Origin of the sequence: Nocardia sp. NPDC050406 (assembly GCF_044459025.1) — a bacterium.
Lineage (GTDB): Bacteria > Actinomycetota > Actinomycetes > Mycobacteriales > Mycobacteriaceae > Nocardia.
Map to the genome: position 1 here is coordinate 460530 of NZ_JBITIM010000002.1, position 24212 is coordinate 484741.

At 69.0% G+C, this 24212-nt stretch carries 26 protein-coding genes; 12 read left to right on the forward strand and 14 right to left on the reverse strand.

Annotated elements, in window-relative coordinates:
- Nucleotides 1–63: 63 nt before the first annotated feature.
- Entirely contained in the window at nucleotides 64–1407 is a 1344-nt protein-coding gene (locus ACIBH2_RS15345) for a M23 family metallopeptidase (protein WP_397117750.1), read from the reverse strand.
- 518 nt (nucleotides 1408–1925) lie between these two features.
- On the opposite strand from ACIBH2_RS15345, the gene sucC reads away from it, so the two are divergent.
- From sucC to ACIBH2_RS15360, 3 genes are all read left to right on the forward strand, one after another.
- The gene (sucC, locus tag ACIBH2_RS15350; RefSeq protein ID WP_397117752.1) at nucleotides 1926–3092 is read left to right on the forward strand and encodes an ADP-forming succinate--CoA ligase subunit beta; all 1167 of its coding nucleotides are present in this window, start codon (nucleotides 1926–1928) and stop codon (nucleotides 3090–3092) included.
- A 14-nt stretch (nucleotides 3093–3106) separates the two neighbouring features.
- Nucleotides 3107–4021 (forward strand): succinate--CoA ligase subunit alpha, encoded by a 915-nt coding sequence (sucD, locus tag ACIBH2_RS15355; protein WP_397117754.1) that lies wholly within the window; start codon nucleotides 3107–3109, stop codon nucleotides 4019–4021.
- A gap of 859 nt (nucleotides 4022–4880) precedes the next feature.
- A complete protein-coding gene (locus ACIBH2_RS15360; protein WP_397117756.1) occupies nucleotides 4881–5918 on the forward strand; it encodes a DUF5336 domain-containing protein in 1038 nt (345 codons plus the stop codon).
- 129 nt (nucleotides 5919–6047) lie between these two features.
- On the opposite strand, the gene ACIBH2_RS15365 is transcribed toward ACIBH2_RS15360, so the two are convergent.
- Nucleotides 6048–6572 carry a hypothetical protein gene (locus ACIBH2_RS15365; RefSeq protein WP_397117758.1) on the reverse strand — a complete coding sequence of 175 codons (525 nt, stop codon included), beginning with the start codon at nucleotides 6570–6572 and terminating at the stop codon, nucleotides 6048–6050.
- Between the two features lie 354 nt (nucleotides 6573–6926).
- Between ACIBH2_RS15365 and ACIBH2_RS15370 the strand changes: the two genes are divergently transcribed.
- From ACIBH2_RS15370 to purH, 3 genes are all read left to right on the forward strand, one after another.
- Nucleotides 6927–8387: a DUF6350 family protein gene (locus ACIBH2_RS15370; RefSeq protein ID WP_397117760.1), complete on the forward strand. Its 1461-nt coding sequence runs from the start codon at nucleotides 6927–6929 to the stop codon at nucleotides 8385–8387.
- 63 nt (nucleotides 8388–8450) lie between these two features.
- Nucleotides 8451–9107 carry a phosphoribosylglycinamide formyltransferase gene (purN, locus tag ACIBH2_RS15375; protein WP_397120763.1) on the forward strand — a complete coding sequence of 219 codons (657 nt, stop codon included), beginning with the start codon at nucleotides 8451–8453 and terminating at the stop codon, nucleotides 9105–9107.
- Complete coding sequence (purH, locus tag ACIBH2_RS15380) at nucleotides 9104–10720, forward strand: bifunctional phosphoribosylaminoimidazolecarboxamide formyltransferase/IMP cyclohydrolase (protein WP_397117762.1); 1617 nt, start codon at nucleotides 9104–9106, stop codon at nucleotides 10718–10720. The genes purN and purH overlap by 4 nt, the downstream gene beginning before the upstream one ends.
- 63 nt (nucleotides 10721–10783) lie before the next feature.
- Here the strand turns inward: purH and ACIBH2_RS15385 are convergent, their stop codons facing one another.
- Nucleotides 10784–11239, reverse strand: coding sequence for a hypothetical protein (locus ACIBH2_RS15385; RefSeq protein ID WP_397117764.1), 456 nt, complete (start codon nucleotides 11237–11239; stop codon nucleotides 10784–10786).
- A gap of 208 nt (nucleotides 11240–11447) precedes the next feature.
- Here ACIBH2_RS15385 and ACIBH2_RS15390 point away from each other — a divergent pair, with 208 nt between their 5' ends.
- Together ACIBH2_RS15390 and ACIBH2_RS15395 are read left to right on the forward strand one after the other, a co-directional pair.
- Complete coding sequence (locus tag ACIBH2_RS15390; protein WP_397117766.1) at nucleotides 11448–12014, forward strand: LysM peptidoglycan-binding domain-containing protein; 567 nt, start codon at nucleotides 11448–11450, stop codon at nucleotides 12012–12014.
- Nucleotides 12015–12427: 413 nt separating this feature from the next.
- A complete protein-coding gene (locus ACIBH2_RS15395; RefSeq protein ID WP_397117768.1) occupies nucleotides 12428–12910 on the forward strand; it encodes an SRPBCC family protein in 483 nt (160 codons plus the stop codon).
- Between the two features lie 108 nt (nucleotides 12911–13018).
- Here the strand turns inward: ACIBH2_RS15395 and rpsR are convergent, their stop codons facing one another.
- From rpsR to rpmB, 4 genes are read right to left on the reverse strand one after another with little or no spacing between them, the layout of a single operon-like run.
- Nucleotides 13019–13273 (reverse strand): 30S ribosomal protein S18, encoded by a 255-nt coding sequence (gene rpsR / locus ACIBH2_RS15400; protein ID WP_040695439.1) that lies wholly within the window; start codon nucleotides 13271–13273, stop codon nucleotides 13019–13021.
- Between the two features lie 28 nt (nucleotides 13274–13301).
- Nucleotides 13302–13607 (reverse strand): 30S ribosomal protein S14, encoded by a 306-nt coding sequence (gene rpsN / locus ACIBH2_RS15405; protein ID WP_397117770.1) that lies wholly within the window; start codon nucleotides 13605–13607, stop codon nucleotides 13302–13304.
- A gap of 1 nt (nucleotide 13608) precedes the next feature.
- Nucleotides 13609–13779, reverse strand: coding sequence for a 50S ribosomal protein L33 (gene rpmG / locus ACIBH2_RS15410; protein WP_029931154.1), 171 nt, complete (start codon nucleotides 13777–13779; stop codon nucleotides 13609–13611).
- An 11-nt stretch (nucleotides 13780–13790) separates the two neighbouring features.
- Nucleotides 13791–14027, reverse strand: coding sequence for a 50S ribosomal protein L28 (gene rpmB, locus ACIBH2_RS15415; protein WP_039817163.1), 237 nt, complete (start codon nucleotides 14025–14027; stop codon nucleotides 13791–13793).
- A 98-nt stretch (nucleotides 14028–14125) separates the two neighbouring features.
- Between rpmB and mrf the strand changes: the two genes are divergently transcribed.
- From mrf to rpmF, 3 genes are read left to right on the forward strand one after another with little or no spacing between them, the layout of a single operon-like run.
- Entirely contained in the window at nucleotides 14126–15442 is a 1317-nt protein-coding gene (gene mrf, locus ACIBH2_RS15420; RefSeq protein WP_397120765.1) for a ribosome hibernation factor-recruiting GTPase MRF, read from the forward strand.
- 5 nt (nucleotides 15443–15447) lie between these two features.
- Nucleotides 15448–15726: a type B 50S ribosomal protein L31 gene (locus ACIBH2_RS15425; RefSeq protein ID WP_397117773.1), complete on the forward strand. Its 279-nt coding sequence runs from the start codon at nucleotides 15448–15450 to the stop codon at nucleotides 15724–15726.
- Nucleotide 15727: 1 nt separating this feature from the next.
- On the forward strand, nucleotides 15728–15901 hold the full coding sequence (gene rpmF, locus ACIBH2_RS15430) for a 50S ribosomal protein L32 (RefSeq protein ID WP_397117775.1): 174 nt from the start codon (nucleotides 15728–15730) through the stop codon (nucleotides 15899–15901).
- A 162-nt stretch (nucleotides 15902–16063) separates the two neighbouring features.
- On the opposite strand, the gene ACIBH2_RS15435 is transcribed toward rpmF, so the two are convergent.
- Together ACIBH2_RS15435 and ACIBH2_RS15440 are read right to left on the reverse strand one after the other, a co-directional pair.
- Nucleotides 16064–16285 (reverse strand): hypothetical protein, encoded by a 222-nt coding sequence (locus ACIBH2_RS15435; protein ID WP_397117777.1) that lies wholly within the window; start codon nucleotides 16283–16285, stop codon nucleotides 16064–16066.
- A 320-nt stretch (nucleotides 16286–16605) separates the two neighbouring features.
- Nucleotides 16606–17616, reverse strand: coding sequence for a DUF1906 domain-containing protein (locus ACIBH2_RS15440; RefSeq protein ID WP_397117779.1), 1011 nt, complete (start codon nucleotides 17614–17616; stop codon nucleotides 16606–16608).
- A 177-nt stretch (nucleotides 17617–17793) separates the two neighbouring features.
- Between ACIBH2_RS15440 and ACIBH2_RS15445 the strand changes: the two genes are divergently transcribed.
- The gene (locus ACIBH2_RS15445) at nucleotides 17794–18630 is read left to right on the forward strand and encodes a VOC family protein (protein WP_397117781.1); all 837 of its coding nucleotides are present in this window, start codon (nucleotides 17794–17796) and stop codon (nucleotides 18628–18630) included.
- Nucleotides 18631–18699: 69 nt separating this feature from the next.
- Here the strand turns inward: ACIBH2_RS15445 and ACIBH2_RS15450 are convergent, their stop codons facing one another.
- From ACIBH2_RS15450 to ACIBH2_RS15470, 5 genes are all read right to left on the reverse strand, one after another.
- Nucleotides 18700–19542 (reverse strand): hypothetical protein, encoded by an 843-nt coding sequence (locus ACIBH2_RS15450; RefSeq protein WP_397117783.1) that lies wholly within the window; start codon nucleotides 19540–19542, stop codon nucleotides 18700–18702.
- A 106-nt stretch (nucleotides 19543–19648) separates the two neighbouring features.
- Nucleotides 19649–20326 (reverse strand): GTP-binding protein, encoded by a 678-nt coding sequence (locus ACIBH2_RS15455; protein WP_397117785.1) that lies wholly within the window; start codon nucleotides 20324–20326, stop codon nucleotides 19649–19651.
- On the reverse strand, nucleotides 20307–20681 hold the full coding sequence (locus ACIBH2_RS15460; RefSeq protein WP_397117787.1) for a DUF742 domain-containing protein: 375 nt from the start codon (nucleotides 20679–20681) through the stop codon (nucleotides 20307–20309). The genes ACIBH2_RS15455 and ACIBH2_RS15460 overlap by 20 nt, the downstream gene beginning before the upstream one ends.
- A 7-nt stretch (nucleotides 20682–20688) precedes the next feature.
- On the reverse strand, nucleotides 20689–21096 hold the full coding sequence (locus tag ACIBH2_RS15465) for a roadblock/LC7 domain-containing protein (RefSeq protein WP_397117789.1): 408 nt from the start codon (nucleotides 21094–21096) through the stop codon (nucleotides 20689–20691).
- Nucleotides 21093–24110: an ATP-binding protein gene (locus ACIBH2_RS15470; RefSeq protein WP_397117791.1), complete on the reverse strand. Its 3018-nt coding sequence runs from the start codon at nucleotides 24108–24110 to the stop codon at nucleotides 21093–21095. Before ACIBH2_RS15470 ends, ACIBH2_RS15465 begins: the two co-directional genes overlap by 4 nt.
- Nucleotides 24111–24212: the final 102 nt, after the last annotated feature.

Genomic DNA, 24212 nt, shown 5'->3' on the forward strand with positions numbered 1-24212 from the left:
CCGTTTTCACGGCGCGCCCATCGAAAGATCATGGGGGCGAAAGACAGTCGCGTCGAGTGACGGTCAGTCGCGCTGGGGTCCCAGCGAAATGCCGCGCGAGGCCAACCACGGCACCGGATCGACCTTGTCGACGCCGTTCAACCAGACCTCGAAGTGGCAGTGCGGGCCGGTGGAGAAGCCGCGATTGCCGACGGTGGCGATCTGGTCACCGGCCATCACGCGCTCGCCCTGCGAGACGGTGGCGGTGTCGATATGGCCGTAGATGGTCACCGTGCCGTCATCGTGCAGCAGGCGCACCCACATACCGAAGCCGGAGGCGGGACCGGCCTCGATGACCGTGCCGTCGGCCACCGCGTAGATGGGGGTGCCGATGGGCGCGGCCACATCGATGCCGAGATGCTGGACGCCCCACCGCGCGCCGAAGCCGGAGGTGAAATTGCCATTGGCGAAGCGGGTGAACAGCGGGCGGAGTTTGGCCGCTTCCTGTTCGGCGAGATCGGCGGCGAACTGCTGACCCTTCGCCAGGATGTCGTTGAACTGGCTCAGATCGGCCGGGGCCGAAACGCTCAGCACCTGAGGCGATTCCGAGCCGCCGGTCACCGCGTCGCCGGTGAGGCTGACGCTCTGCGCGGCCAACTCGGTCATCTGGCCGACGGCCTCGATCTCACCCGTCGCGGGAGCCGAGGCATCCATCCCGGTCTGTCCGGCGGCCACCACGGCACCGGCGGCCACCGCCACCACGGCGGCGCGGCCCTTCAGCGCGGCGGGCGGGGCGGGCAGGCGGTGCGCGCCACCGGAGCGGCGGCGGTTGCGTGCGGCGCGGGAGAGGGGTTCGGCCGCGGCGGGCGCGGATTCGCGGGATCCGCTGTCGACGCGCGCGCCGTCCCGGGAGAACTCGAGCGGCTCACCGGAGGCGGTGCGGAAGGTGTAGACGGGCTGGTACTCGTCGGAGGGTTCCGGATCGGCGGGGGAGTCCCAGGCGTCGCCGGAATTCCAGGCCGCGCCCTCGTTCCAGGTCTCGCCGTTGCCATTCCAGGTCTCGCCCTGCCAGCCCGACTCGTCGCCCTGCCAGGTTTCGGAGCCGACGGCCCACCCTTCGGCGCGGTCCTCCCAGGACTCGCCGTCGGCGTTCCAGTCCTGGTTCGCGGCGTGGTCGTCGGCGGCGTGGCCGGATGCGCCGTAGCCCTGGGCATTCCAATCGCTGCCCGGGGTGTTCCAGTCGTTCCGCGCGGTGGCGGTGGCGGTGGCGGTGCGCCCCCAGCCGTAGACCTCACCGTGCTCGAAGCGGGTACCCCCGCCGAACTGGGTGTTCTGGTCGAAATGTCCGGAGCCGCCGAAGTTTTCGTCGTCCTGGCGGTATCGATTGGCCCGCGCACGACGTCCAGCGGGGAATACGCCGTCGCTCATCGGCGTTCATTTCGCGCGGGACTGGGAAAGCCTGAAGTCGACGGGTCTGCCGCGGGGCGGCTCACTACCTGCGGAGCGCTGTGCTGCGTCAAGCCTGCCGTCCTCCTGCCGTGACCGTGTTGTGACATCGACCGCAACGACGGTAACGAAACGATTGCGGGTCGGCAAGCGATGGACCCTCTTGACACCGTCGGTGTGACATTCATCACCTTGTCGTCCAGGATTGCCTCACTGTGCTGTGGGTAACCGCGTGAGCTCTGTCAACTACAAAACGTCGTAGCAGGTTGTGCCGCTCGATATTCTCGCCGCTAACCTGGAGCGTGACCAAAAAGCTACTCGCCAGTAGCCATACCCAGCGGTTTTGTGGCCTCGGAGACTCTACCGTGACCTGCGCCACTTAGGCTGTATGCGGCTGATTTCCGCTCCATGTGACTGATTAGAGTCCGACCCGACCCGCCCCCGACGACGGGCCGCCAAACCAGACGTTGTCACAACAACGCAGACGAGACGGTGAGTACATGGATCTCTTCGAATATCAGGCGAAGGAACTCTTCGTGAAGCACGGAGTGCCTTCGTCGGAGGGCCGCGTCACGGACTCGGCCGAGGACGCCCGTGCCATCGCGGAGGAAATCGGCAAGCCTGTGATGATCAAGTCGCAGGTCAAGGTCGGTGGCCGCGGCAAGGCCGGTGGCGTGAAGTACGCCGCCACCCCCGAGGACGCCTTCACCCACGCCCAGAACATCCTGGGCCTGGACATCAAGGGCCACATCACCAAGAAGATCCTGGTCGCCGAGGCCAAGGACATCGCCTCGGAGTACTACATCTCCTTCCTGCTGGATCGCTCCAACCGCACCTACCTGGCCATGTGCTCGGTCGAGGGCGGTATGGAGATCGAAGAGGTCGCCGCCAACACCCCCGAGCGCCTGGCCAAGGTGCCGGTCGATGCCGTCAAGGGTGTGGACCTGGCCTTCGCCCGTTCCATCGCCGAGCAGGGCCACCTGCCCGCCGACATCCTGGACGCGGCCGCGGTGACCATCCAGAAGCTGTGGGAGGTGTTCATCAAGGAAGACGCCACCCTCGTGGAGGTCAACCCGCTGGTGCGCACCCCCGACAACCAGATCCTCGCCCTCGACGGCAAGGTCACCCTGGACGAGAACGCCGAATTCCGGCACGCCGACCACGCCGAGTTCGCGGATATCGAGGCCACCGATCCGCTCGAGCTCAAGGCCAAGCAGAACGACCTCAACTACGTGAAGCTCGACGGCGAGGTCGGCATCATCGGCAACGGCGCGGGCCTGGTCATGTCGACCCTGGACGTCGTCGCCTACGCCGGTGAGAACCACGGCGGCGTCAAGCCCGCCAACTTCCTCGACATCGGCGGCGGCGCTTCGGCCGCCGTCATGGCCGCGGGCCTGGACGTCATCCTCAACGACGCGCAGGTCAAGTCCGTGTTCGTGAACGTCTTCGGTGGCATCACCGCCTGTGACGCGGTCGCGAACGGCATTGTGCAGGCCCTGGAGATCCTGGGCTCGGAAGCCAACAAGCCGCTGGTCGTGCGCCTCGACGGCAACAAGGTCGAGGAGGGTCGCAAGATCCTCGTCGACGCCAACCATCCGCTGGTGACGCTCGCTCAGACCATGGACGAAGGCGCTGACACGGCCGCCGAACTGGCTGCGGCCAAGTAAGGACACGAACCGATATGTCTATCTTCCTGAACAAGGACAACAAGGTCATCGTCCAGGGCATCACCGGCGGTGAGGGCACCAAACACACCGCGCTGATGCTCAAGGCGGGCACCAATGTGGTGGGCGGTGTGAACGCGCGCAAGGCGGGCACCACCGTCAAGCACGTCGACGCCGACGGCAACGACATCGAGCTGCCGGTGTTCGCGTCGGTCGCCGAGGCCATGGAGAAGACCGGGGCCGACACCTCGATCGCCTTCGTGCCCCCGGCCTTCTCGAAGGACGCCATCATCGAGGCCATCGACGCGGAGATCCCGCTGCTCGTGGTCATCACCGAGGGCATCCCGGTGCAGGACACCGCCTACGCGTGGGCCTACAACGTGGAGAAGGGCAACAAGACCCGCATCATCGGCCCGAACTGCCCCGGCATCATCACCCCGGGTGAGTCGCTGGTCGGCATCACCCCGGCCAACATCACCGGCAAGGGCCCGATCGGACTGGTCTCCAAGTCCGGCACCCTGACCTACCAGATGATGTACGAGCTGCGGGACTTCGGCTTCTCGACCGCCATCGGCATCGGCGGCGACCCGGTCATCGGCACCACCCACATCGACGCCATCGAGGCGTTCGAGAAGGATCCCGAGACCAAGCTCATCGTCATGATCGGCGAGATCGGCGGCGACGCCGAGGAGCGGGCCGCGGCCTACATCCAGGCCAACGTCACCAAGCCGGTCGTCGGCTACGTCGCGGGCTTCACCGCCCCCGAGGGCAAGACCATGGGCCACGCCGGTGCCATCGTCTCCGGCTCCGCCGGTACCGCCCAGGCCAAGAAGGACGCCCTCGAGGCCGCGGGCGTGAAGGTCGGCAAGACGCCGTCCGAGACCGCCGCGCTGGCTCGCGAGATCCTGGAGAAGGCGTCGATCAGCGCTTGATGTTCTCGTGCCCCGCTGCCTGCGGCAGCGGGGCACAGGGCAAGAGTGGGGGGCGAGGTTCTCGTCCGCTCGCGAGGCGAGTGGAGATGAGGGTCTCGCCCGCTGACGCTGCGCCCGTGGGGGAGTGCGGGTCTCGCCCGCTGACGCTGCGCCCGTGGGGGAGTGCGGGTCTCGGCCGCTGACGCTGCGCCCGTGGGGGAGTGCGGGTCTCGCCCGCTGGCGCTCCGCTCGTGGAGGGGCGCGGGTCTCGCCCGCTGACGCTCCGCTCGTGGAGGGGCGCGGGTCTCGCCCGCTGACGCTCCGCCCGTGGAGGAGTGCAGGTCTCGGCTGCTGACGCTTCGCTCGTGGGGGAGTGCGGGTCTCGCCTGCTGACGCCTCGAGTGCGGGTCTCGGCCGCTGACGCCTCGAGTGCGTGGCGGAGTGTCGGGCTCCGCGCTGACGCCTCGAGTGCGTGGCGGAGCGTGGGGCTCCGCGCTGACGCCTCGGGAGTGTGGGTCTCGGCCTGGCGCGCTGCTCGGGTGAGGGGCTTTGGAGGCTTGTGTTCGCCGTCCGCCGTTATCGGTGGGCGGCGTTCGGCGTATTTGGGGGCTGGAGGGGTGGGGCGGGGGAGGGGATTCGGGGGTCTCGATGACGTAACGGTGTCGTAAGTGTGGTTCGGTGGGGGCTTGTTGAGCTTGGTGGTGATGAAAGTCATTGGCGCTCAACGGTTTAGGGGGATCGGGGGTGGGTAAGACGTCTTCGGTTCGGTGCATTCGCGCCGGTCGTGGGCAGCGGTTGGTGGTGACCCGGGCGGTTGCGTGCAGTAGCGTCGGGGGAGCAGCCAGCGCTGTTCGTGAACTACTCGATAGGAGACGACGACATGTCATACCCGACCGGGGGCTCGGGGTACAACGCGCCCGCGCCGACGCCCTCCTCCCAGCCCGGCTTCGGCCAACAGCCGTCCGCCGGTTCCAGCACGGGATCGAGTGGCACGGCCGCGGCGGGCAAGGGACTGCCGTTCTTCCTGGCTATCGGCGTCGCCGCGCTCGGTGTCATCAACTTCCTGCTCGGTTTCGCGCCCTACGTCGGTGCCAAGGCCGTCGAGGTCGGCGGGACCACCGTGGGCGGCGATACCTCCTACAACCTCTTCGAATCCAGCAGTGCCGCACTGCTGACCGTGCTGTTGTTCGCGGGCATCCTCGCGGGCCTGTCGCTGGTCGCCAAGAACAGCTGGACCGCCCTCGCGGCGGCCGCCTCGCTGGCGGCGTTCCTGACCCTGCTGTTCATGGTGTTCAGCCTGGACGATTCGGTCACCATGAAGTGGGGTGGCTGGGCGATCCTGTTCCTGGCCTTCGTGCAGGCCGCGGTGGCCATCGCCGCGCTGCTGTTCGACCTGAACATCCTCAAGCCGCCCGCCCCGAAGCCCGCCCCGCAGCCGGGTGGTTTCGGCGGCCAGCAGCCCGGCTACGGTCAGGGCGGTCAGTCCTTCGGCCAGCAGGGCGGATACGGCCAGCAGGGTGGCTACGGTCAGCAGCCGGGCCAGCAGTACGGCCAGCAGGGTGGTTTCGGCGGCGGTCAGGGCACCGGCCCGCAGTACCAGCAGCAGCCGTCCTACGGTCAGCAGCCCGGCCAGCAGTCCTATGGCCAGCAGCCGCCGTCCTACGGCCAGCAGTCCGGTTCGCAGCCGACCTACGGTCAGCAGCCGGGCCAGCAGTCCTACGGCCAGACCTCCTACGGCACCGGCTCGCAGCAGCAGCCGCGCCCGGAGGAAGGCGCGACCCAGCACTTCGGCGCCCAGCAGTACGGCGGCGCGCCGAATTACGGTGGTGGCCAGGAGAAGCCGTTCGGCGGCGACCCGGCCGGTGATCCCGCGGCCGACGCCACCAAGGCGTTCCGCCCGGGCCAGGACGACAAGTAGTCGCCCGGGAAACCGGATTGATGCACGGACGGCCCCCGGTGGACTCCACCGGGGGCCGTCCGCTATCCGGCTGAGCCCATCCCCCGAAATCCGCCCCTCCTGCCGATTGTCGTTGTCCCCGTGCCCAGTTCAGAACCACCCCGCCGCCGCCTCTCCGCAGGCGAAGCCTTCCGCGAATACCAACGCACCACAGCCGCCCAACCTCCTCGCGACCCCGGCGAGACCTGCCGCCGCACCGGGGATTCGGCCCGCCCCCGCCGCCGCGACGGCGGCACTGATGCCGAGCCCCGCTCCCGTAGACCGTCGGAGGAATCGGACGGGCCGGTCTCTCGCGAGTACCGCCGCCCCACCGGCGATCCGGGCCGTGAGCGTCGCCGGAGCTCCGACGACGAGCCGCTCCGCCGTGTGTCCTCGGGGACCACTCGTGCGTCTCGTCGAACGCGGGGTGCGCCCGATGACCGCTCCGCCGCGCGTGGGGCTCGCGATTACCGACATGGCCCGGGTGCCGTGGATGATGGCCGCCGGTCGGCTGCCGACACCGCCCGCACATCCCAGCGCGAGTTCGACGGTCGGGCTGCCGAATATCGCCGCCCCGATGAGAATTCGGCCCGGTCGCGCCGCCGGTCGGCGGGCGACGCCGAGCGCGCGGTCCACCTGTCGGACGGCGAGGTCGGTCGCAAGTATCGGCGCGCGCCAGGGGGTTCGGGCCGTGGCCGCCCATCCGGTGGTGGTCGCACCGATGAGGCACGCCGCCGTCGCGGGTCGTCGGATCGCGAGGCTGCTCGGTCGCCGGACGAGAGAGGCGGACGGGAAGCGGCCGGGCGGCGGCGGGGTGGAGATCGTGCGGCCGCCGGTGTCGATCGGGATCCTCGTCGGTCTACTGCCTATCGCGAGGAGGGCGTTCGGGGGAGACGGCGGTCGGGTGCGGCCGGGCGGGCCTATGAGCGGAGGAAGGCGCGCGGCGCGCCTGAGACGGGGCGGCGGGGGGAGGTGCCACGCTGGTTTTCCATGAGCTCCGCGAAAGCCGCGCTGGTGCGCCTGAGTGACAGCATTCCGCGTGAGGTGGAGCGGGAGCCGGGGTCCGGGGGGTTCGGGTCGTTGACGCCGGAGCGGGCTCGGGTGCTATTGGTGGTGGCGGCGCGGGCGGCGAGCATCACGCTGCTGTTGATCGTGGTGCTCGTGGTGGGGGCGCTGGTGGCGGCGGGCAGCGGGATGGAGGGGACCGGCGGGGCCATCGCGGCGAGCTGGCTTGCGGTGCATCAGGTTCCGCTGGTGATCGGCAAGACGCCGCTGGGGCTACTACCCCTGCTGCCGACCGGGTTCATGCTCTGGTTGGCGGCGCGAGACTGCGCCCGGGCGGTCGAACCCGACAGTCGCCGCGCCGATCTCGGGTGGATCGTGGGTGCGGCGGTGGCGGGTCCGCTGCTCATCACCGCGGTCTGTCTGGCCGTCGCCGACGATGCCTCGGCGGTGATCGCCCTGCAACCGCCGGACACCTTGTCGGCCTTCGGCTGGGTCATCGGCCTGCATCTGCTCGCGGCCGTCGTGGGTATCGGCAGCCGCCGCTGGCGGGAACTGGCGGCGCTGGCCCCGGTGGACCTACCCGACTGGGTGGAGCCGGGCGCGAAGGCCGGATTCAACGCGGTGCGACGACTATTGGCGGTCGCGGCGCTCGTCACCGTCATCTCCTTCCTGGCCCACTGGTCGCGCATCGGCGACACCTATCAGGCCGCGGGCAATGTGGTCGGCGTGCTCGGCCTGACCCTGCTGTCGCTGGCCTATCTGCCGAACGTGCTCGTCGACGCGACGAGCATGCTGCTCGGCGGCACCGTCAACATCGGCGACGGCTCGCTGAGCCTGTTCGCGGTCGAGGGCGCGCGCATCCCCGCGGTACCCCTGGCCGCGGCCATCCCGACCGGTCCGGCGGCGGGCTGGTGGCCGGTGCTGCTGCTGATCCCCGCCGCGGTCGGCGTCCTCGGCGGCCTGGATATCGGCCGCGCCACCGACGACCGCCCGACCGCCCCGTGGGCGACTCTGACCTCCGCCGCCGTGGCCGCCCTGCTGCTCACGTTCCTGGGCGGCCTCGCCAGCGGCGAACTCGGCTCCTTCGGCTGGATCGGCCCCAACCCGCTGCTGCTGGCCGCCGCGGCCTTCGTCTGGCTGGCCGTACCGGGCTACGTGGGCATGTTCTGCGCCCGCTGGTTCATCGCCCCCGCCCCTATCGACGACTACGACGAATTCGATTCCTACGACGACGAATTCGACGAGGACTACTACTACGACGACGAGTTCGACGATTACGAGGACGCCCCCGGCGACCGCGAGGTCACCGTGGACGGCGAACTCCTCGAGGACCAGACCGCCCTCACCGCCGAACCCCACGCCGACTCCCCGGAAACCCCGGACATCGTGGACGCCGAAGTGGTAGAGGCGGACCTGCCCGAGCACGGTGAAGTGGACGGTCGTTAGGCTCTAGGGCGGCGGTTCGCATCCGCCCACCCCCGCCCCGCCCGACTCACAGGGAGTAGTGCGCTGACGTCCACGCCCGCCCAGCTGCTGCCGCCCACCGCGCCCGCGACCGTCGTCGTGCTCGCCTCCGGCACCGGCTCGCTGCTGCGTTCGCTGCTCGACGCGACCCGGGAACCGGACTATCCGGCCCGCGTCATCGCCGTCGGCGTGGACCGCGACTGCGCCGCCACCACCCATGCCGCCGAGTTCGGCATCCCGAGCTTCCGCGTGGCGCTGCCCGATTACGCCGATCGCGCCGCCTGGGACACCGCCCTCACCGAGACCGTCGCCGCCCGGAACCCGGATCTGGTGGTCTCCGCCGGTTTCATGAAGATCCTCGGCCCGAAGTTCCTGCACCGGTTCGGCGGCCGCATCATCAACACCCACCCCGCGCTGCTGCCCGCCTTCCCGGGCGCGCACGGGGTGCGCGACGCCCTCGCCTACGGGGTGCGGGTCACCGGCTCCACCGTGCATCTGGTCGATGCCGGTGTCGACACCGGGCCCATTCTCGCGCAGGAAGCCGTGCCGGTACTGCCCTCCGACGACGAGGCCACCCTGCACGAGCGCATCAAGGTCGTGGAGCGGCGGTTGTTGGCGGAAGTCGTTGCCGCCGTCGCGAACCGAGGCATTGTCTCCGATGGACGAAAGGCAGTTATCCCAGATGAGCGAGTTCGCCGGTGAGTGAGCGCAGCGAAGCAGCAGTCGGTTCGGCTGACACGAAGCCGATCAAGCGCGCCCTTGTCAGTGTCTACGACAAGACCGGTCTGATCGAGTTGGCCTCGGGCCTGCACGCGGCCGGTGTGGAGCTGGTCTCGACCGGTTCGACCGCCAACAAGATCGCCGACGCGGGTATCCCGGTCACCAAAGTCGAAGACCTGACCGGTTTTCCGGAGACCCTCGACGGCCGCGTCAAGACCCTGCACCCGCGCGTGCACGCGGGCATTCTCGCCGACACCCGCAAGGAAGAGCACGTCGACCAGCTGGTCGAGCTCGGTGTGGAGGCCTTCCAGCTCGTCGTGGTGAACCTCTACCCGTTCACCCAGACCGTGGCCTCGGGCGCGTCCATCGACGAATGCGTGGAGCAGATCGATATCGGCGGCCCGTCCATGGTGCGCGCGGCCGCCAAGAACCACCCCTCGGTGGCCGTGGTGGTCGACACCCGCGACTACGACGAGGTGCTCGCCTCGGTCGCCGACGGCGGCTTCACCCTCGCGCAGCGGACGGCCTTGGCGGCCAAGGCTTTCCAGCACACCGCCTCCTACGATGTGGCGGTCGCCAGCTGGATGACCTCGGTGGCGGTTCCGGCGGTCGCGCCCGCCGCCGCCTCGGAATCCGAAGGCGCACAGCATTTCCCGGAGTGGATCGGCGCGACCTGGACCCGCGAGTCGGTGCTGCGCTACGGCGAGAACCCGCATCAGGCCGCCGCGCTGTACACCAACGAGGCCGGTCCGGCCGGGCTGGCGCAGGCGCGGCAGTTGCACGGCAAGGAGATGTCGTACAACAACTACACCGACGCCGATGCCGCCTGGCGCGCCGCCTACGACTTCGACGCTCCCGCCGTCGCGATCATCAAGCACGCCAACCCCTGTGGCATCGCCGTGGGCGCGGATATCGCCGAGGCGCACCGCAAGGCGCACGCCTGCGATCCGGTCTCCGCGTACGGCGGCGTGATCGCGGCCAACCGTGAGGTCTCGGTGGCGATGGCCGAACAGGTAGCCGAGATCTTCACCGAGGTGATCGTGGCTCCGGGCTACGCCGACGGCGCCGTGGAAGTGTTGCAGCGCAAGAAGAATGTGCGCATCCTGGTGGCCGAGGCCCCGCAGCGCAAGGGCGCCGAACTGCGCCCGGTGAGCGGCGGCGTCCTGCTGCAGGACCGCGACATCATCGACGCCGAGGGCGATTCCGCCGCCAACTGGCAGCTGGTCGCGGGCGAGGCGGCCGATGCCGAGACCCTCGCCGACCTCGAATTCGCTTGGCGCGCTTGCCGTGCCGTGAAGTCGAACGCCATTCTGCTGGCCCACGACGGCGCCTCGGTCGGTGTCGGCATGGGTCAGGTCAACCGGGTGGACGCGGTGCAGCTGGCCGTGCAGCGCGCGGGTGACCGGGCCAAGGGTTCGGTGGCCTCCTCCGACGCCTTCTTCCCGTTCTCCGACGGCCCCCAGCAGCTGGTCGCCGCGGGTATCAAGGCGATCGTGCAGCCGGGCGGGTCCATTCGCGACAAGGACACCATCGACCTGTGCCGTGAGGCCGGGGTGACGCTGTACTTCACCGGGGCGCGCCACTTCGCGCACTGAGGTTTCGACGACGGGCCGGTACGTGGACCACGTACCGGCCCGTCGTTGTTCGGTCGTGGGTAACTACTTGGCGCTCAACACTTCTCGATCACCCAGCGGCGCCTTCAGTGGAATCTCCAGATAGCCGAAGACGGCGATCATGGTGCACATCTTGCCCACCGCATCGGCTTTCGTGCCGCCGCGCAGCTCCACCGTGACCGCCTTGTCGGTCTCGGTGGCGGTGGCGTCGACGCCGTAGCACTCCGGCGATCCGGTCTGGAAGTTCACCGCGATCTTGTCGGGTGCGACGCGGGTCCAGCTGTCGAAGGTGATGGGGTGCGGGCTGACGATGCTCGGGTCGGCGGTGAAGGCCCGGCCGATCGGTCCCTGCGTCGTTTCGGTGGGCGTGGTGGTGGCGGCCGCGGTGGTGGTCTCCGGCGTGGCGTCGCCCTCGTCGGAGCTGCCACAGGCCGCGGCGGCCAGGCTCAACAGCGCGGCGCAGCCGACCGCGCCGAGGCGGCGTACCCAATTCCCGTACATGGCGACAAGCCTAATGGTCAGTCCGATTTTCGCGCCGATGGTGAGCGGCTGGCGAACTTCTGGCGAAACGTCGTCAAAATCTGGCGGGATGCGGCGCGTATCTCCGCGCCGTGCGCTGTCCGAGCCGTAACCTTGGTCGGAGATCGTGTGAATGCACTTCTCGCACCATCGATTCACCGAAGATCCCCCCACACCGAAAGGACGCATCGTGGGCGACGCGTTGCATGTAGGCGAAGAACTCGGGCTCGGTCAGTCTTTGCAGGGTGGTGCCTACACCCTGACTCTGCAGAATGATGGCAATCTCGTGCTGACCGAGCCGGACGGCACGGTCGTGTGGGGCAGCATGACTCACGATCAGGGCGTCGAACGCGCCGTCCTGCAGTCGGACGGCAACTTCGTGCTGTACAAGGGCGAAGGCGCGGCCTGGTCGACCGAGACCAATGGCAAGGATGCCGACCGCCTGGTCGTGCAGGCCGACCGCAATGTCGTGCTCTACGGCAAGGACGGCAGCGCCCTCTGGTCGTCGGGCACCAATACCGAGAACCCGCTCGCGGCCCCTGAGCCGCAGACTCAGGCCGCCGCGGTGGAAGACGCCCCGCCCCCGCCGCCGGAGGCCCCGGCCACCCGCACCCACACCGTCGCCCCCGGCGAAACCCTGTGGGCGATCGCCGAGCAGTACTACGGCGACGGCAACCGCTACACCGATATCGCCGCCGCGTCGGGCATCGCCAACCCCGACATGATCGATGTCGGCCAGGAGCTGGTCATCCCGTAAGAGGGCGCGACCGACGGATCGAGACCTGAGCTCCGGTGCGAAAAGCGCCGGGGCTCAGTCATTTTCACCGGCGGCGCGGCACCTGGCGTTCGGCCGAGGGATACCGCGCCTCGCCCGCCGCGGATGCCCGCTGGCATGCGATCGCCGCGGCTCGTTCGGAACGCCCGGCATGGTCGCGCGGTGGCGAGTGGCCGTTCAGGGCATCGTTGCCCAATGCGCGGCGCGGTCGCGTGGCGGCTAGTGGTCGTGGGGGCATCGTCGCGCAATGCCCGGCGCGGTCGCATGGTGGCGAGTGGTCCTTCAGGGCATCGTTGCCCAATGCCCGGCGCGGACGCGCGATGCCAAGCGGTCGTTCGGGACATCGTCTCGCAACGCCCGGCGCGGTCGCGTTTTCGCGGGCACAATGGGGCGGCATGAGCCACGGATACATCCCGGTTACCGTCGAATCCCGCTGCGCCACTTCGGCGCACACCGCCATGGATGTCATCGCGCCGATCGACCTGACCACCATCTTCACCGGTATGGGGCCCCTCCCCGCCGTCCGCGGCGTCAGCGACCAGACCGGCCCCTGGGACACCCCGGGCAGCACCCGCACCGTCCTGCTCTCCGACGGTTCCACCGCCCGCGAGGAGCTCACCGGCTACACCCGCGCCCGCCACTTCACCTACGAGCTCGCCGACTTCACCGGCTTCATGCGCTACCTGGTCGCCAAGGTCGACGGCGAATGGACCTTCACCACCGCGGGCCGCAATTCCCTTGTCCGCTGGACCTATTCGTTCCACCCGCGCCCCGGCCGCCACTGGCTCGTCCGCTTCGTCGCCGCCCCGCTCTGGCGGCGCTACGCCACCGCCACCCTGGCCCGCGCCATCCGCGCCGCCGAACAACAGTCCGTCTGACCCGGTGCGTCGACCGCGGCCGCCCCGCCGACCCCGACCCTCCCTCTGAAGCGCAGCGGCCCCGATGCGTAAGCATCGGGGCCGCTTGGCTTTTCGTCCGTCGAGTCGCTACCGGCTCGTGAACGGAAGCAATGCCATCTCGCGGGCGTTCTTGACCGCCACGGCGACCTGGCGCTGCTGCTGCGGGGTCAGGCCGGTGACGCGACGGCTGCGGATCTTGCCGCGATCGGAGATGAACGTGCGCAGCAGGTTCACGTCCTTGTAGTCGACGGTCTCGACGCCCGCGGCGATGAGAGGGTTCTTCTTCGGGCGTCGGGCCTGCTCAGCGCGGACCTTCTTCGACGGTGCTCGCTTCACTGCCATGTCAGCGGTTCCTTACTCATGCGGATGCTTACCAGCTCGATTTGTGTACACCGGGCAGTTCTCCCCGATGAGCCATCTCACGCACACGTACACGCGAGAGGCCGAACTTCCGGAGATGACCACGCGGGCGTCCGTCCGCGGCGTCCCGATTTCGCAAGCGTACCGGACTGGCGTCGCGCGGCATTCTCGCCAGGGCGGTCTGCGCGGCGGCCCGGTCGGCGTCGGAGGTGGTGGGCTTGCGGATGAGCTCCTTGAGCTCGGCCCGGCGCTCGGCATAGCGGGCCACGATCACCTTGCGGCGCTCGTTCTTCTCGATCTTCGACTTCTTGGCCACGTCAGCGCTCCTCGCGGAAGTCGACGTGCTTGCGCACCACCGGGTCGTACTTCTTGAGCACCATCCGGTCGGGATCGTTGCGGCGGTTCTTACGGGTGACGTAGGTGTACCCGGTGCCCGCGGTGGACTTGAGTTTGATGACCGGACGCAGCTCGGTCGACTTCGATGCCATGTGCGGCCTTCCTAGATCTTCTCGCCGCGGGCGCGCAGCCGGGCCACCACGGCCTCGATGCCGTCGCGGTCGATGGTCTTGATGCCCTTGGTGGAGACGGTCAGCGTGATGCGCCGGTCCTCACTGGGCAGGTAGTAGGTCTTGCGCTGGATATTGGGGTTCCACCGCCGGTTCGTCCGCTTGTGCGAGTGCGACACGGACTTGCCGAATCCCGGTTTACGCCCGGTGACCTGGCAGATGGCCGACATGTCACTCCCTTCCAGTTGATGACAATCGTTTTCGACAACGCTCGGTCGACAATGTACCGTTACCTCTCGGTAAATGAAAATCGTTGTCGAAAGAGGTGATGGTGGTGCCCACCCAGCGCGCACCCGAACACGACCACCGGACCCCCGTGGTGGTCGTCGCGGGCCTGCCCGGCCGCGCCGCCGCGGGCGTGGACCAGGTGGCGTGCGAACTGGCCGAGCCGGGCACCGTCGTGGTCCGCCACGATCTGAGCGACCTGCACGAGGGCGTGGTGCGCCGCACCGTGCACAGCGAGGGCCGCGAGAGCCTGACCGTCCTGGAACTCGCGCACGGCTGCCTGTCCTGCACCCTGCGCGCCGACCTGCTGCCCTACCTGTGCGTGCTGGCACAACGGGATTCGGTGCGGCGCATCGTGCTCGCGCTGGATCCGGCCTTCGAGGCCGAGGCCGTCTGCCAGGCCATCGAGAATGTCGTCGTCACCGGGGTGCACGGCCGCGTGGACGGCCCGGCCGGGCGCAGCGTGCGCATCGAATCCGTGCTCACCTGCGTGGACGCCCGGGACTGGTTGGCCGACGCCACCGGCGACGAGACCCTCGCCGAACGCGGCCACGCCAGCACCGACGACGAGCGCACCGTCGCGCAACTCGCCGTCGGCCAGGTCGAATTCGCCGATGCCGTCATCGCTTTCGAGGCCGGTGCCCTGGACCCCCTCGACCAGGGGCGGGTGGAAGCGGTGCTCGAGCGCCTGGTGCCGCTCGCCCCCGTGCTCTGGGTGATCGATCCGGACGGCTGCCACGGCGGCGACCTGCGCGCCCTGCTCGACCAGGTTCCCGACGACGCCCGCCGCGGCCGCTCCTACGACGCGCACGCCCCACTGCTGCGCGGTGAACCGCCGCTGGACACCGAATACGGCGTCACCCTCATCGAATTCGCCACCGACCGGCCCTTCCACCCCGAGCGCCTGCACTCCGCCCTGGACGTGCTCTTCGACGGTGTGGTCACCGCCCGCGGCCGCGTCTGGCTGGCCACTCAGCCCGACGAGGTGGTGTGGCTGGAGTCCGCGGGCGGCGGTCTGCGCGTCGGCGGCGCGGGACGCTGGCTGGCCGCCATGTCGGACGCCGAACTGGCGCAGGCCGATCCGGACCGCCGTGCCATGGCCGCCCTGCGCTGGCACGAGGATTTCGGCGACCGCGACATCTCGCTGGTGGTCCTGGTGCACGACGCCGATCCGGACGAGATCCGCCAGGCCCTGCACTGGGCGCTGGTCGACGAGGCCGAACTGCGGCTGGTGCAGCGCGCCCCCGACAAGGTCGCGCGGTGGGCGGACCCGTTCGGCGCGTGGCACGAAGACCCGTGCGAGGCCAGCGAATCCACCGAAGCGCCGATCGCCACCGACAACCGTTCCAACGAAAGGTAAAGGCCATGAAGGCAGGAATTCACCCGGACTACCACCCGGTGGTGTTCCAGGACAACAACACCGGCAAGCAGTTCCTCACCCGCTCCACCGCGACCTCGGATCGCACCGTGGAGTGGGAGGACGGCAATACCTACCCGCTGCTCGTGGTCGACGTGACCTCGGATTCGCATCCGTTCTGGACCGGTGCGCAGCGTCTGCTCGACACCGCGGGCCGGGTGGAGAAGTTCGAACGCCGCTACGGCAAGCGGCTGCGCGGCGCGCAGGCCGGACGAGAGGAGAATTGAGATGGCGGTCCCGAAGCGGCGGATGTCGCGGTCGAACACCCGTAGTCGCCGGTCGCAGTGGAAGGCCACGCCGCCGGATCTGGTCCCGGTGAAGGTCGGCGGCGTGGTGCATCAGGTGCCGCGGCGGCTGGTCGTGGCCGTCCAGCGCGGCCTCATCGACCTGGACAAGCTCTGACCTCGGTCGATATTGATACGCGATACACATCACTGAAACCCCGAGCCGCCGTGGGCCGATAGACCCCACGAGCCCGGGCAGGGGCACACAGGCGAAGGGGCCGAACCGTGAGAACGGTTCGGCCCCTTCGTCGTACGATCCGGCGCCGCCGGTCGGGCGCGCTCAGCCTTCCTTGCCCGCCAGATCCGCGAGCGTGGCGGCGAGCCGGAAGTACTTGTTGGTGCCCAGGTCGGCCAGGGTCTTGATACCCAGCGCGGCCAGGGCCTCATCGTGTTTGGGCGTGAGTCCCGCCAGCGCCGACGGCGGGGCGGAGAGGATTTCCTGGAGACCTTTGTCTTCGTAAGCCTTGTCTAGAGCCTTGTCGAGTACCACGTTGACGGCCATGGCCATCTCCTTCGGTAGATCTGAACAGGTGATCCGAACCTAACGCCGAATTCGGTCGCGGCGCAGGAGATTCGCCAGGGTGTCGCTCGGACTCACCCGTTCGGCCCGCGCGATGTGAGGTATGTGGCCCACGGGGCACGGGGGAATTCAAAAAGTCTTCCGGAAGTGATGAACTCGTGTCGTTGCGGCGGTATTCTCGTGGCCGAGGGCGGGTTCTCCTGACTACAGGGGAACCCGCTCATCGCCACTTCACAGGCGGTTTCTCGCCCGATTTCCGCACCTCTCGCGGTATTGCCGCAGTTCGCGACATTCCGGACATATCAATCAATTCGATTGTCGGATGCGGCTTTCCGGGCGGCGGCGGCCGCGGCCCGATCGTCACCGTTCTCCTCGCCCCATCCGGGTAGCGGAAGATCGGGCAGCAGCTGCTCCAGCCGTGCTATTTGATTGCCCACCGCATTGGCCGGACCCTCGATGAGGGAGAACGGCCACGGCCAGCGCCGACCGGACAGCCGCTCCACCTCCTCGGTCAGCTCGGCGGTCGTCGCTTCCAGTTCGCTGACCTCCGTGCGCAGTTCGTCGATCCGGGCCAGCGCGGCGGCCAGGCCGTCCACCAGCGTGCGGTGGCGGCCCTGCGGATCGTCGCCCAGCTGCGGCCACCCGGCCAGACCGGGTCCGCGCAACTGCGTCTGGATATCGCGCAGTATCTCCTCCTGTTCGGGCGTCACGTCCGAATCCTCCTGTTCGAAGTCCCACTGGCCGAAATCCGCGCGGTCGGTGACATTCACATCGCAGCGCACGCCGTTCACATCCACCTGCCGCGCGGTCTGCAGGATGTGGCGGCGCGGTTCGAGGTTGTTCCCCGACCAGGCCACCGTCTGCCACGCCCAGGTCGCCGTCCCCGCGTCCAGCGCCCGGCTGACCGGCCAGTACCCGCCGTAGATGCCGGTGTTCTCGCGGCCCAGCACGCTCGCCGCGCCATCGAGATAGGCATTGATCGGAACCTGTTGGGCGGGAGTGGCATCGAAGTCCGCGGAGAAGTAGATCGGCCGATCGCGTCGCCCGCCACAGCGCAGCACCTGCGCCAGCGCGGCGCGGGCATCGGTGACCCCCGCGCCGAAACCGTCGAGCATGCGCGAGGCGGTGGTCTCCCAATTGGAGACGATCGAGACGCCGTGTGCGCGTAGGTCGTCCGCTTCGGCCGGTGTGAGCAGTTTGCCCGGCAGCGTGGGCCCGCCGTCGGAGAGATAGCGGACCACGAAATCGAAGCCCGCCGCCCGGATCGCGCTCGCGCCGGGCCGCCCTCCCGCGTAGTCCAGCCCGAAACGCATGACTCCCACTGTAATTCGCCGTGCCCGCGGCGCGCTGGGCATCGGGTGGCTTCCGTCGAAAAACGGCCAGCGCCGAAATTTGTCGCGACCTGGTGGTTGACTGGGTGGCGATCATGTGATGGGAATCACGTCATCGATCTGTATTCGCTTGTCGGAGTTGGAACGGAGAAGACCGAAATGCCCATACGCAGCGAAGCCTGGCCGCCCGGCACCCCGTGCTGGGTCGACTGCCAGGTCGACGATCCGGTCAAGGCCGGTGAGTTCTACGCCCAACTGTTCGGATGGGATGTCCAGGGCGGGGACGGGGAGTCGGGGGGTTATCTGATGGCGCTGCGCGACGGCCACGCCATCGCCGGTATCGGCCCCAAACCCGCTGTGGCCGACCTGCCTTCGCTGCCCGCCGAACTGGGCGTGCCCTCGGCGTGGACCACGTACTTCGCCGTGCTCTCCGCCGACGCCACCGCCGAACAGGTGCGCGCCGCGGGCGGCACCCTGCTGGTGCCACCCTTCGACGTCATGGAGTTCGGCCGCATGTTCGTCGCCGCCGACACCACCGGCGCGCCCTTCGCGGTGTGGGAGGCGCGGGTGCACAATGGCGCGGCCGTGCACAACGAGCACGGCGCGTACCTGTGGAACGATCTGCACACCGGCGACTACGAGGCGGCCAAGCGCTTCTACGCCGACGTATTCGGTTTCGACTACACCGAATACGACAACGAGGCCATGCGCTACGCCGCCTTCACCCCGCCCGGCGCGCGCCACAACGCGGGCGGCATCAACGACGACGGCCGCAATGGCAGCCCACCCGCCCGGCCCTACTGGCTCACCTGGTTCCAGTACGACGGCATCGACGATGGGGTACGGCGCGCCGAGGAGTTGGGTGCGACGGTCCTGCTCGCGCCGCAGGACGGACCCTTCGGCCGCATGGCCATTCTGGCCGCGCCCCAGGGTGAACTGTTCGCGCTGCTCGACCCCAGCGAAGTCGTGGGCGATATGCCCGAACCCACGCAGTGACCTCTGCCCCCGACAACGAATTCGGCCGGGACGCATCGCATCCCGGCCGAACCAACGGTGTGCTCCGCGTCAGCGCATCATCGAATCATGGGTCAGGAGCGGGACCCGGGTCTCGGTCGATTCGGGATGGCGTTCGGCCGGGGTGGGCGTGCGCGGCGCACTGCCCGGCTGCGACATGGCGGGCACCAGATTGGCCTCCCGGCGGTCCGGCGCGACCAGGATGGCGGTGATCGGCACCGCCAGCGACAGCGTGCCGATGATGAAGGTCGGCACGAACCAGGTGAACAGGTCCACGCCCGGGGGAGCGGCGGCCGCCGGATCGATATCGAAGGACAGTCCGGCCAGACCGCTGTAGGTCATGCCGATGACGGCCAGCGCGTAGAGCATCGCGCCGCCCGCCAGCAGGAACTGCGACCGCACCGTGAGGCTGAACCACAGGGTGGCCGCCGACACCAGAATCGCGATGGCGTACACCGCGATATAGGCCAGCGGGTTGTGGTTCACCGACCCCTGCACCCGCATGGCGGCCAACATGAGCACCTCGATGCTGCCCAGCCCGGTCGCCATGATCGCCGTGCCCACCGCGAGCCGAACGGTGTTCAGCGTGCGGCCCACCACGATCAGCGCGGCCAGCACCGTCATACCCGAGAGGGTGGAGAACAGAATGATCGAGGTGTTGTCGTAGCGGATCTGGCTGCCCTTCGCGCCGACGCCCAGCAGTAGGACGAAGATCGGCATCGCCACGCCGACGCCGCCGATGGAGCAGCCCGCGACGAACAGCCAGACATAGCGGAACCGAGCCGTCACCGATTTGGTGGACTGCCGGATACAGGCGAGGCCGACGGCCGCGCCGGAGGCGGACACGATGGCCGCCAATGCGAGGACCCAGTAGCCCATGGAGAAGTAGATCACGCCGTTCGTACTCCCAGTCGAGGTCTGCGCCAACACCCGCCCGAGGCGGGGGAAGGGGTTCGAGGGCCGCGCCCTCGAACCCCCCTGTACCCGGTTTCGCGGTTGCTCAACCGCGCCAAGCGGTTTCGCGTTGTTTCGCCATCAGCCGCTCGATCGCGTACTCGGTGACCGCGGCCAGCGTCCGGCGCACCTCCCCGGCATCGCGGGCGTCGATGTCCACGATCGGCACCCCCTCGCGCACGCTGAGCGCCTCGCGCAGTTCGGCCACCGGGAAGCGCGGGGCGTCCGGGAAGCGGTTGACCGCGATGAGGAACGGCAGCTTCTTGGCCTCGAAGAAGTCCACGGCCGCGAAGCTGTCCTCGATGCGCCGGGTGTCCACCAGCACCACCGCGCCGATCGCACCGCGCACCAGGTCGTCCCACATGAACCAGAACCGCCGCTGTCCGGGCGTGCCGAACAGGTACAGCACCAGATTGCCGGGCAGGATGATGCGGCCGAAATCCATGGCCACCGTGGTGGTTTCCTTGCCCGGCGTGGCGGCCAGGTCGTCGTGACCCTCCGACATGCCGGTCACCATCGCCTCGGTGCGCAGCGGAACGATCTCCGACACCGCGCCGACGAAGGTGGTCTTGCCCGCACCGAAACCGCCCGCTACGACGATCTTGGTCGAAGCGGTGCGGAGGTCGCCCTCGCCCGGGCGCGGCGGGAACTGTTGTCCCGCCGCCGAGTTGGCGAACTGCGGTACGCCGTTGTAGGGCGCGGCGTCAAAGCGCCCGGAGTCCATGCAGGGTCCTCTCCATCAAAGATCGGCGCTCGTCGAACGTCGCCTCTTCGCTCAAAGTCGAATGCACGCGCAGTGTTCCGGCGACCACCAGGTCGCCGATCACGACGCGCACCATGCCCAACGGCCGCTGCAGATGGGCGGAGATCTCGGCGACCGACAGGCGAGCGGTACCGAGACGCAGGATCTCGGTGCGGATATCGCCTGCGGGCCAGTCGAAATGGGCGGTGTAGGACAGGGTCTCCACCACCGCCTCCAGCGGCAGCTCCACCGCTGGTTCGGTGCGGCCCGAGGTCAGTGCGTATGGGCGGACACGCGATGTCGGACGACCGGCACCCCCGCCGTTCGGACTGGACATCCGCTGATCACGCGGTCTGGCGGGCGGTGGCCTGGACCACGGACCCGACTCGATCCACCAGCAGGGCCATCTCGTAACCGATGCGGCCGATGTCGTGCTGCTTGTTGGCCAGCACCGCCAGGTGCGAGCCATTGCCAACACTCATGACCAGCAGGTAGCCGCGCTGCATCTCGACGATCGACTGCATGACCTTGCCGCCGTCGAAAAGCTGTGCGGCACCGGCGGACAGGCTCGCGAGTCCGGCGGTGACGGCCGCCAGCTGCTCGGCGCGATCGCTCGGCAGATGCGGGCTGGTGGCCTGCAGCAGACCATCCGCGGACACCAGAACTGCATGCGAGACACCCGGCACCTCTCGGGTGAATCGAGTGACCAGCCAGTTCAGATTCTCATCGGTTGTGGTGCGCTGTTCGGTCATGCATGCCCTCCGTCGTTGTATGGGGCTCCGTCTTTGTGCTGGGCGTCCGCGCGCCCACTGAGAACCCCGCTCAGATGCCTGGTCAAGCTGCTACGGATCTCCTCCGGATTGCGGCTGCCCTCCTCCTCGGCGGGTGCGGCCGCACCGGGCACCAGCTGCGCGCCGGGACGACGAATCGGCAAGCCGCCCTGCGTCTTCTCCGAGACCGCGGGTTCCATGGCCTGCTCGGCGGCGGCCCATCCGGCGTCGGTGGACGAGGACCACGCCGCGCCGCCGTCACCACCGGCGGCCGGTTCGACCAGCCACTCCGACACCATGCGCTGGTAGATCGGGGACTGGGTCTCCTCGGGCGCGGGGCGCTGCTCCGGGGCGGACTGCACCGGAGCGGTGCGCTCGGGGGTGGCAGGCGCGGCGGGGGCGGCGGGGGTCGCGGTGCGGGCGGACTCGGCGGGGGCATTGCCGTTGCCGCCGTTGCCGCCGTTGCCATTACCGCCGGTGCCGTTGCCACCGAAGCCGGTGCCGTTGGCACCGCCGTTGCCACTGCCATTGCCGTTGCCGCCGTTGCGGTTTCCGTTGCCGCCGAAACCGCTACCGCCGTCCCCGCTGCCGCTGTCGAACGACGAGCGGAAGCCGTTCCCGTTCCCGCCGTTGCCCGTCGGCTCGACGGGGGCCGGACTCGGCACGGGAGCCGGACTCGGCACCGGCGCGGGCTGGCGGCCGAGGCCGTTGGCGGCCCCCCACTGCTCGATATCGCTGGCCTTGTACTGCTGGGTCTCGCTGTTGTCCCACTGCTGGTTCTCGCCCCAGAAGTCCACCGCGCCGGACGCGGCCGGTGCGCTCGGCGTCGAGTCGGTCTCCTCGGTGACGGCGGTACGCCGTTGCGGCAGGCCCGAACTGGTGACGCCGAAGCGCGGCGCGGGGGTCTCCGGCGGATTCGGCACCGGCATGAGTCGAGGCGGCGCGACCGCCGGGGCGGGCGCGGAGACCGGCGCGGACGGCACCGGCGTCAGCGGTCCCGACTGTGTCAGCGGCCCGGACTGCGACACGTGCAGCGCGGTCAGATTGGTCAGACCCGCCTGCTGCGGAGTGAGCGGCGTTGGGGCGACCGGCAGCGCGGAGGTCACCGGATAGGTGCCCGTCGCATTGTCGGTACGCTCCGGCGCGGGCGAGACCAGGGTGCCCGGCAGGTGCACGCTCGCGGTGATGCCCGGCTGCGCCACCATGGCGGAGGTGCGGCGCAGGCTGACCGTGATGTGGTGGCGCTTGGCCAGGCGGCCGACGACGAAAAGACCCATGCGGCGGGCGGTTTCGACATTGACCTCGCCACCGGAGGCGAGCCGGTCGTTGATGGACTGGAGGTCCTCGGTGTTCATGCCCAGACCGCGGTCGGTGATCTCGATGAGATAGCCGCCGTCCACGGCGCGGGCCACCGACACCGCCACCGGGGTGGAGGGCGGCGAGTAGCGCAGCGCGTTGTCGATGAGCTCGGCCAGCAGGTGTTCGATATCGACCGCGGGCTCACCGGCGACGATGCCGTCGGGCACGGTGCCGATCTCGACGCGCTGGTAGTCCTCCACCTGGGAGACCGACGACCACAGCATGTCCGACAGCGGCACCGCGGGCAGGTGACCGCGGCGCAGCGCGGTACCGGCGAGCACCAGCAGGTTGTCGCCGTTGCGGCGCATGCGGGTGGCGAGGTGGTCCAGGCGGAACAGCGATTGCAACCGCTCGGAGTCGTCCTCGTCGCGTTCCAGTTCCTCGATCAGGTTGAGCTGCTGCTCCACGAGGGATTGGCTACGGCGGGAAAGGGTTTCGAACATATTGCCGATCTGCAGGCGCAGTCGGGCCTGTTCACCGGCGAGGTGGAGCGCCTGGGCGTGGATATCGTCGACGGCGCGGGCGAGCTGGCCGATCTCCTCGGTGGTGTGCACGTCGACCGGCGTGATCTCCGGCGTCGCGCCACCGCTGCGCACGACCTCGAGCTCCTGCGGCAGGTCGATGTGCGCGACCTGCAGGGCGTCGCGCCGCAGTCGCCGCACGGGCACCACCAGCGAGCGGGCCACCACGAGGGCGATGGCCAGACCGGCCAGCAGCATGCCAATGACGATCGAGGTATCGCGCAAGACGTTGTTGCGGGCCTCGGTGGTCAGCTCCGACAGCTTGGCCTCGAGCGACTCCGAGATGGCGGTGCTCTCCTGCTGGTACGCCTCGGAGCTGGTCTTGATGGTCTCGTTCATGGCCGGGATCGCCGCGGCGTCCGGCAGATTCTGCATGAGGATGCCGATGCGCGCCTGCGCGGCGTCCTTGAGGGTGTTGTAGTTCTTCGCCTCTTCCGGCGACAGCCCGTGGTAGACCTCCAGCATGGTGACCTCGGCGCCGATGGCGGTGAGCAGTCGAACCCGAAGTGCCGGATTCGAACCCGCGCCGGGGGTGGCCAGCATGATGCGTTCCTGGGTCAGCAGGCGGCCCGCGGTCATGGCGGTACCCATCTGCAGGAACATCTGCTGCACACGCAGATCCGCGACGGACTGCGAATTCGACAGCGCGACCTGGATGCGGTTGGAGACCGCGTCGGCCTGTTCGCCGATGGTCTGCGCCGAGCCGGTGCGCAGGCTGTTGCGCATGGTGCGGGCCAGCGCGAGCACCTGGGTCAGTTCATTGGTGACCGCCGCCTCGGCCTTGGAGGTGCGCAGCTGGGTCTCGAGGTCGGCCGCCGCCTGGTCGAATTTGCCGATGGCGGTGTCGAGGGCCGGATCCGCCTCGGTGTTGCCGTAGCCGTTGATGGCCGCGACCGCGAGTTCCTGTGTGGCGGACTCGAACTTGATCGTTGGCTGAAAAACGACGGCCTGTTCGGTACCGGCGCTCAGTTGGTTGATGGTCTGCAGTTCGCTGTTGATGCGCAGCACCGCGAAGGTCGAGGCTAGGAGCACCGGTAGCACCAGTACGATGCCGACCTTGCGAGTGACGGGCCAATTGGACAGGCTGAATTGCCAGGACCGGGGTGCAGCTTCCATCCCGTTGCCGTCGCCTCCGCTTTCACGAGTGACCCCCGGGTCGTATGCGGTTGTACGGATATGGGGTTCAACCCGCGCGGAACCAACTAAGGGTCTTCTTTT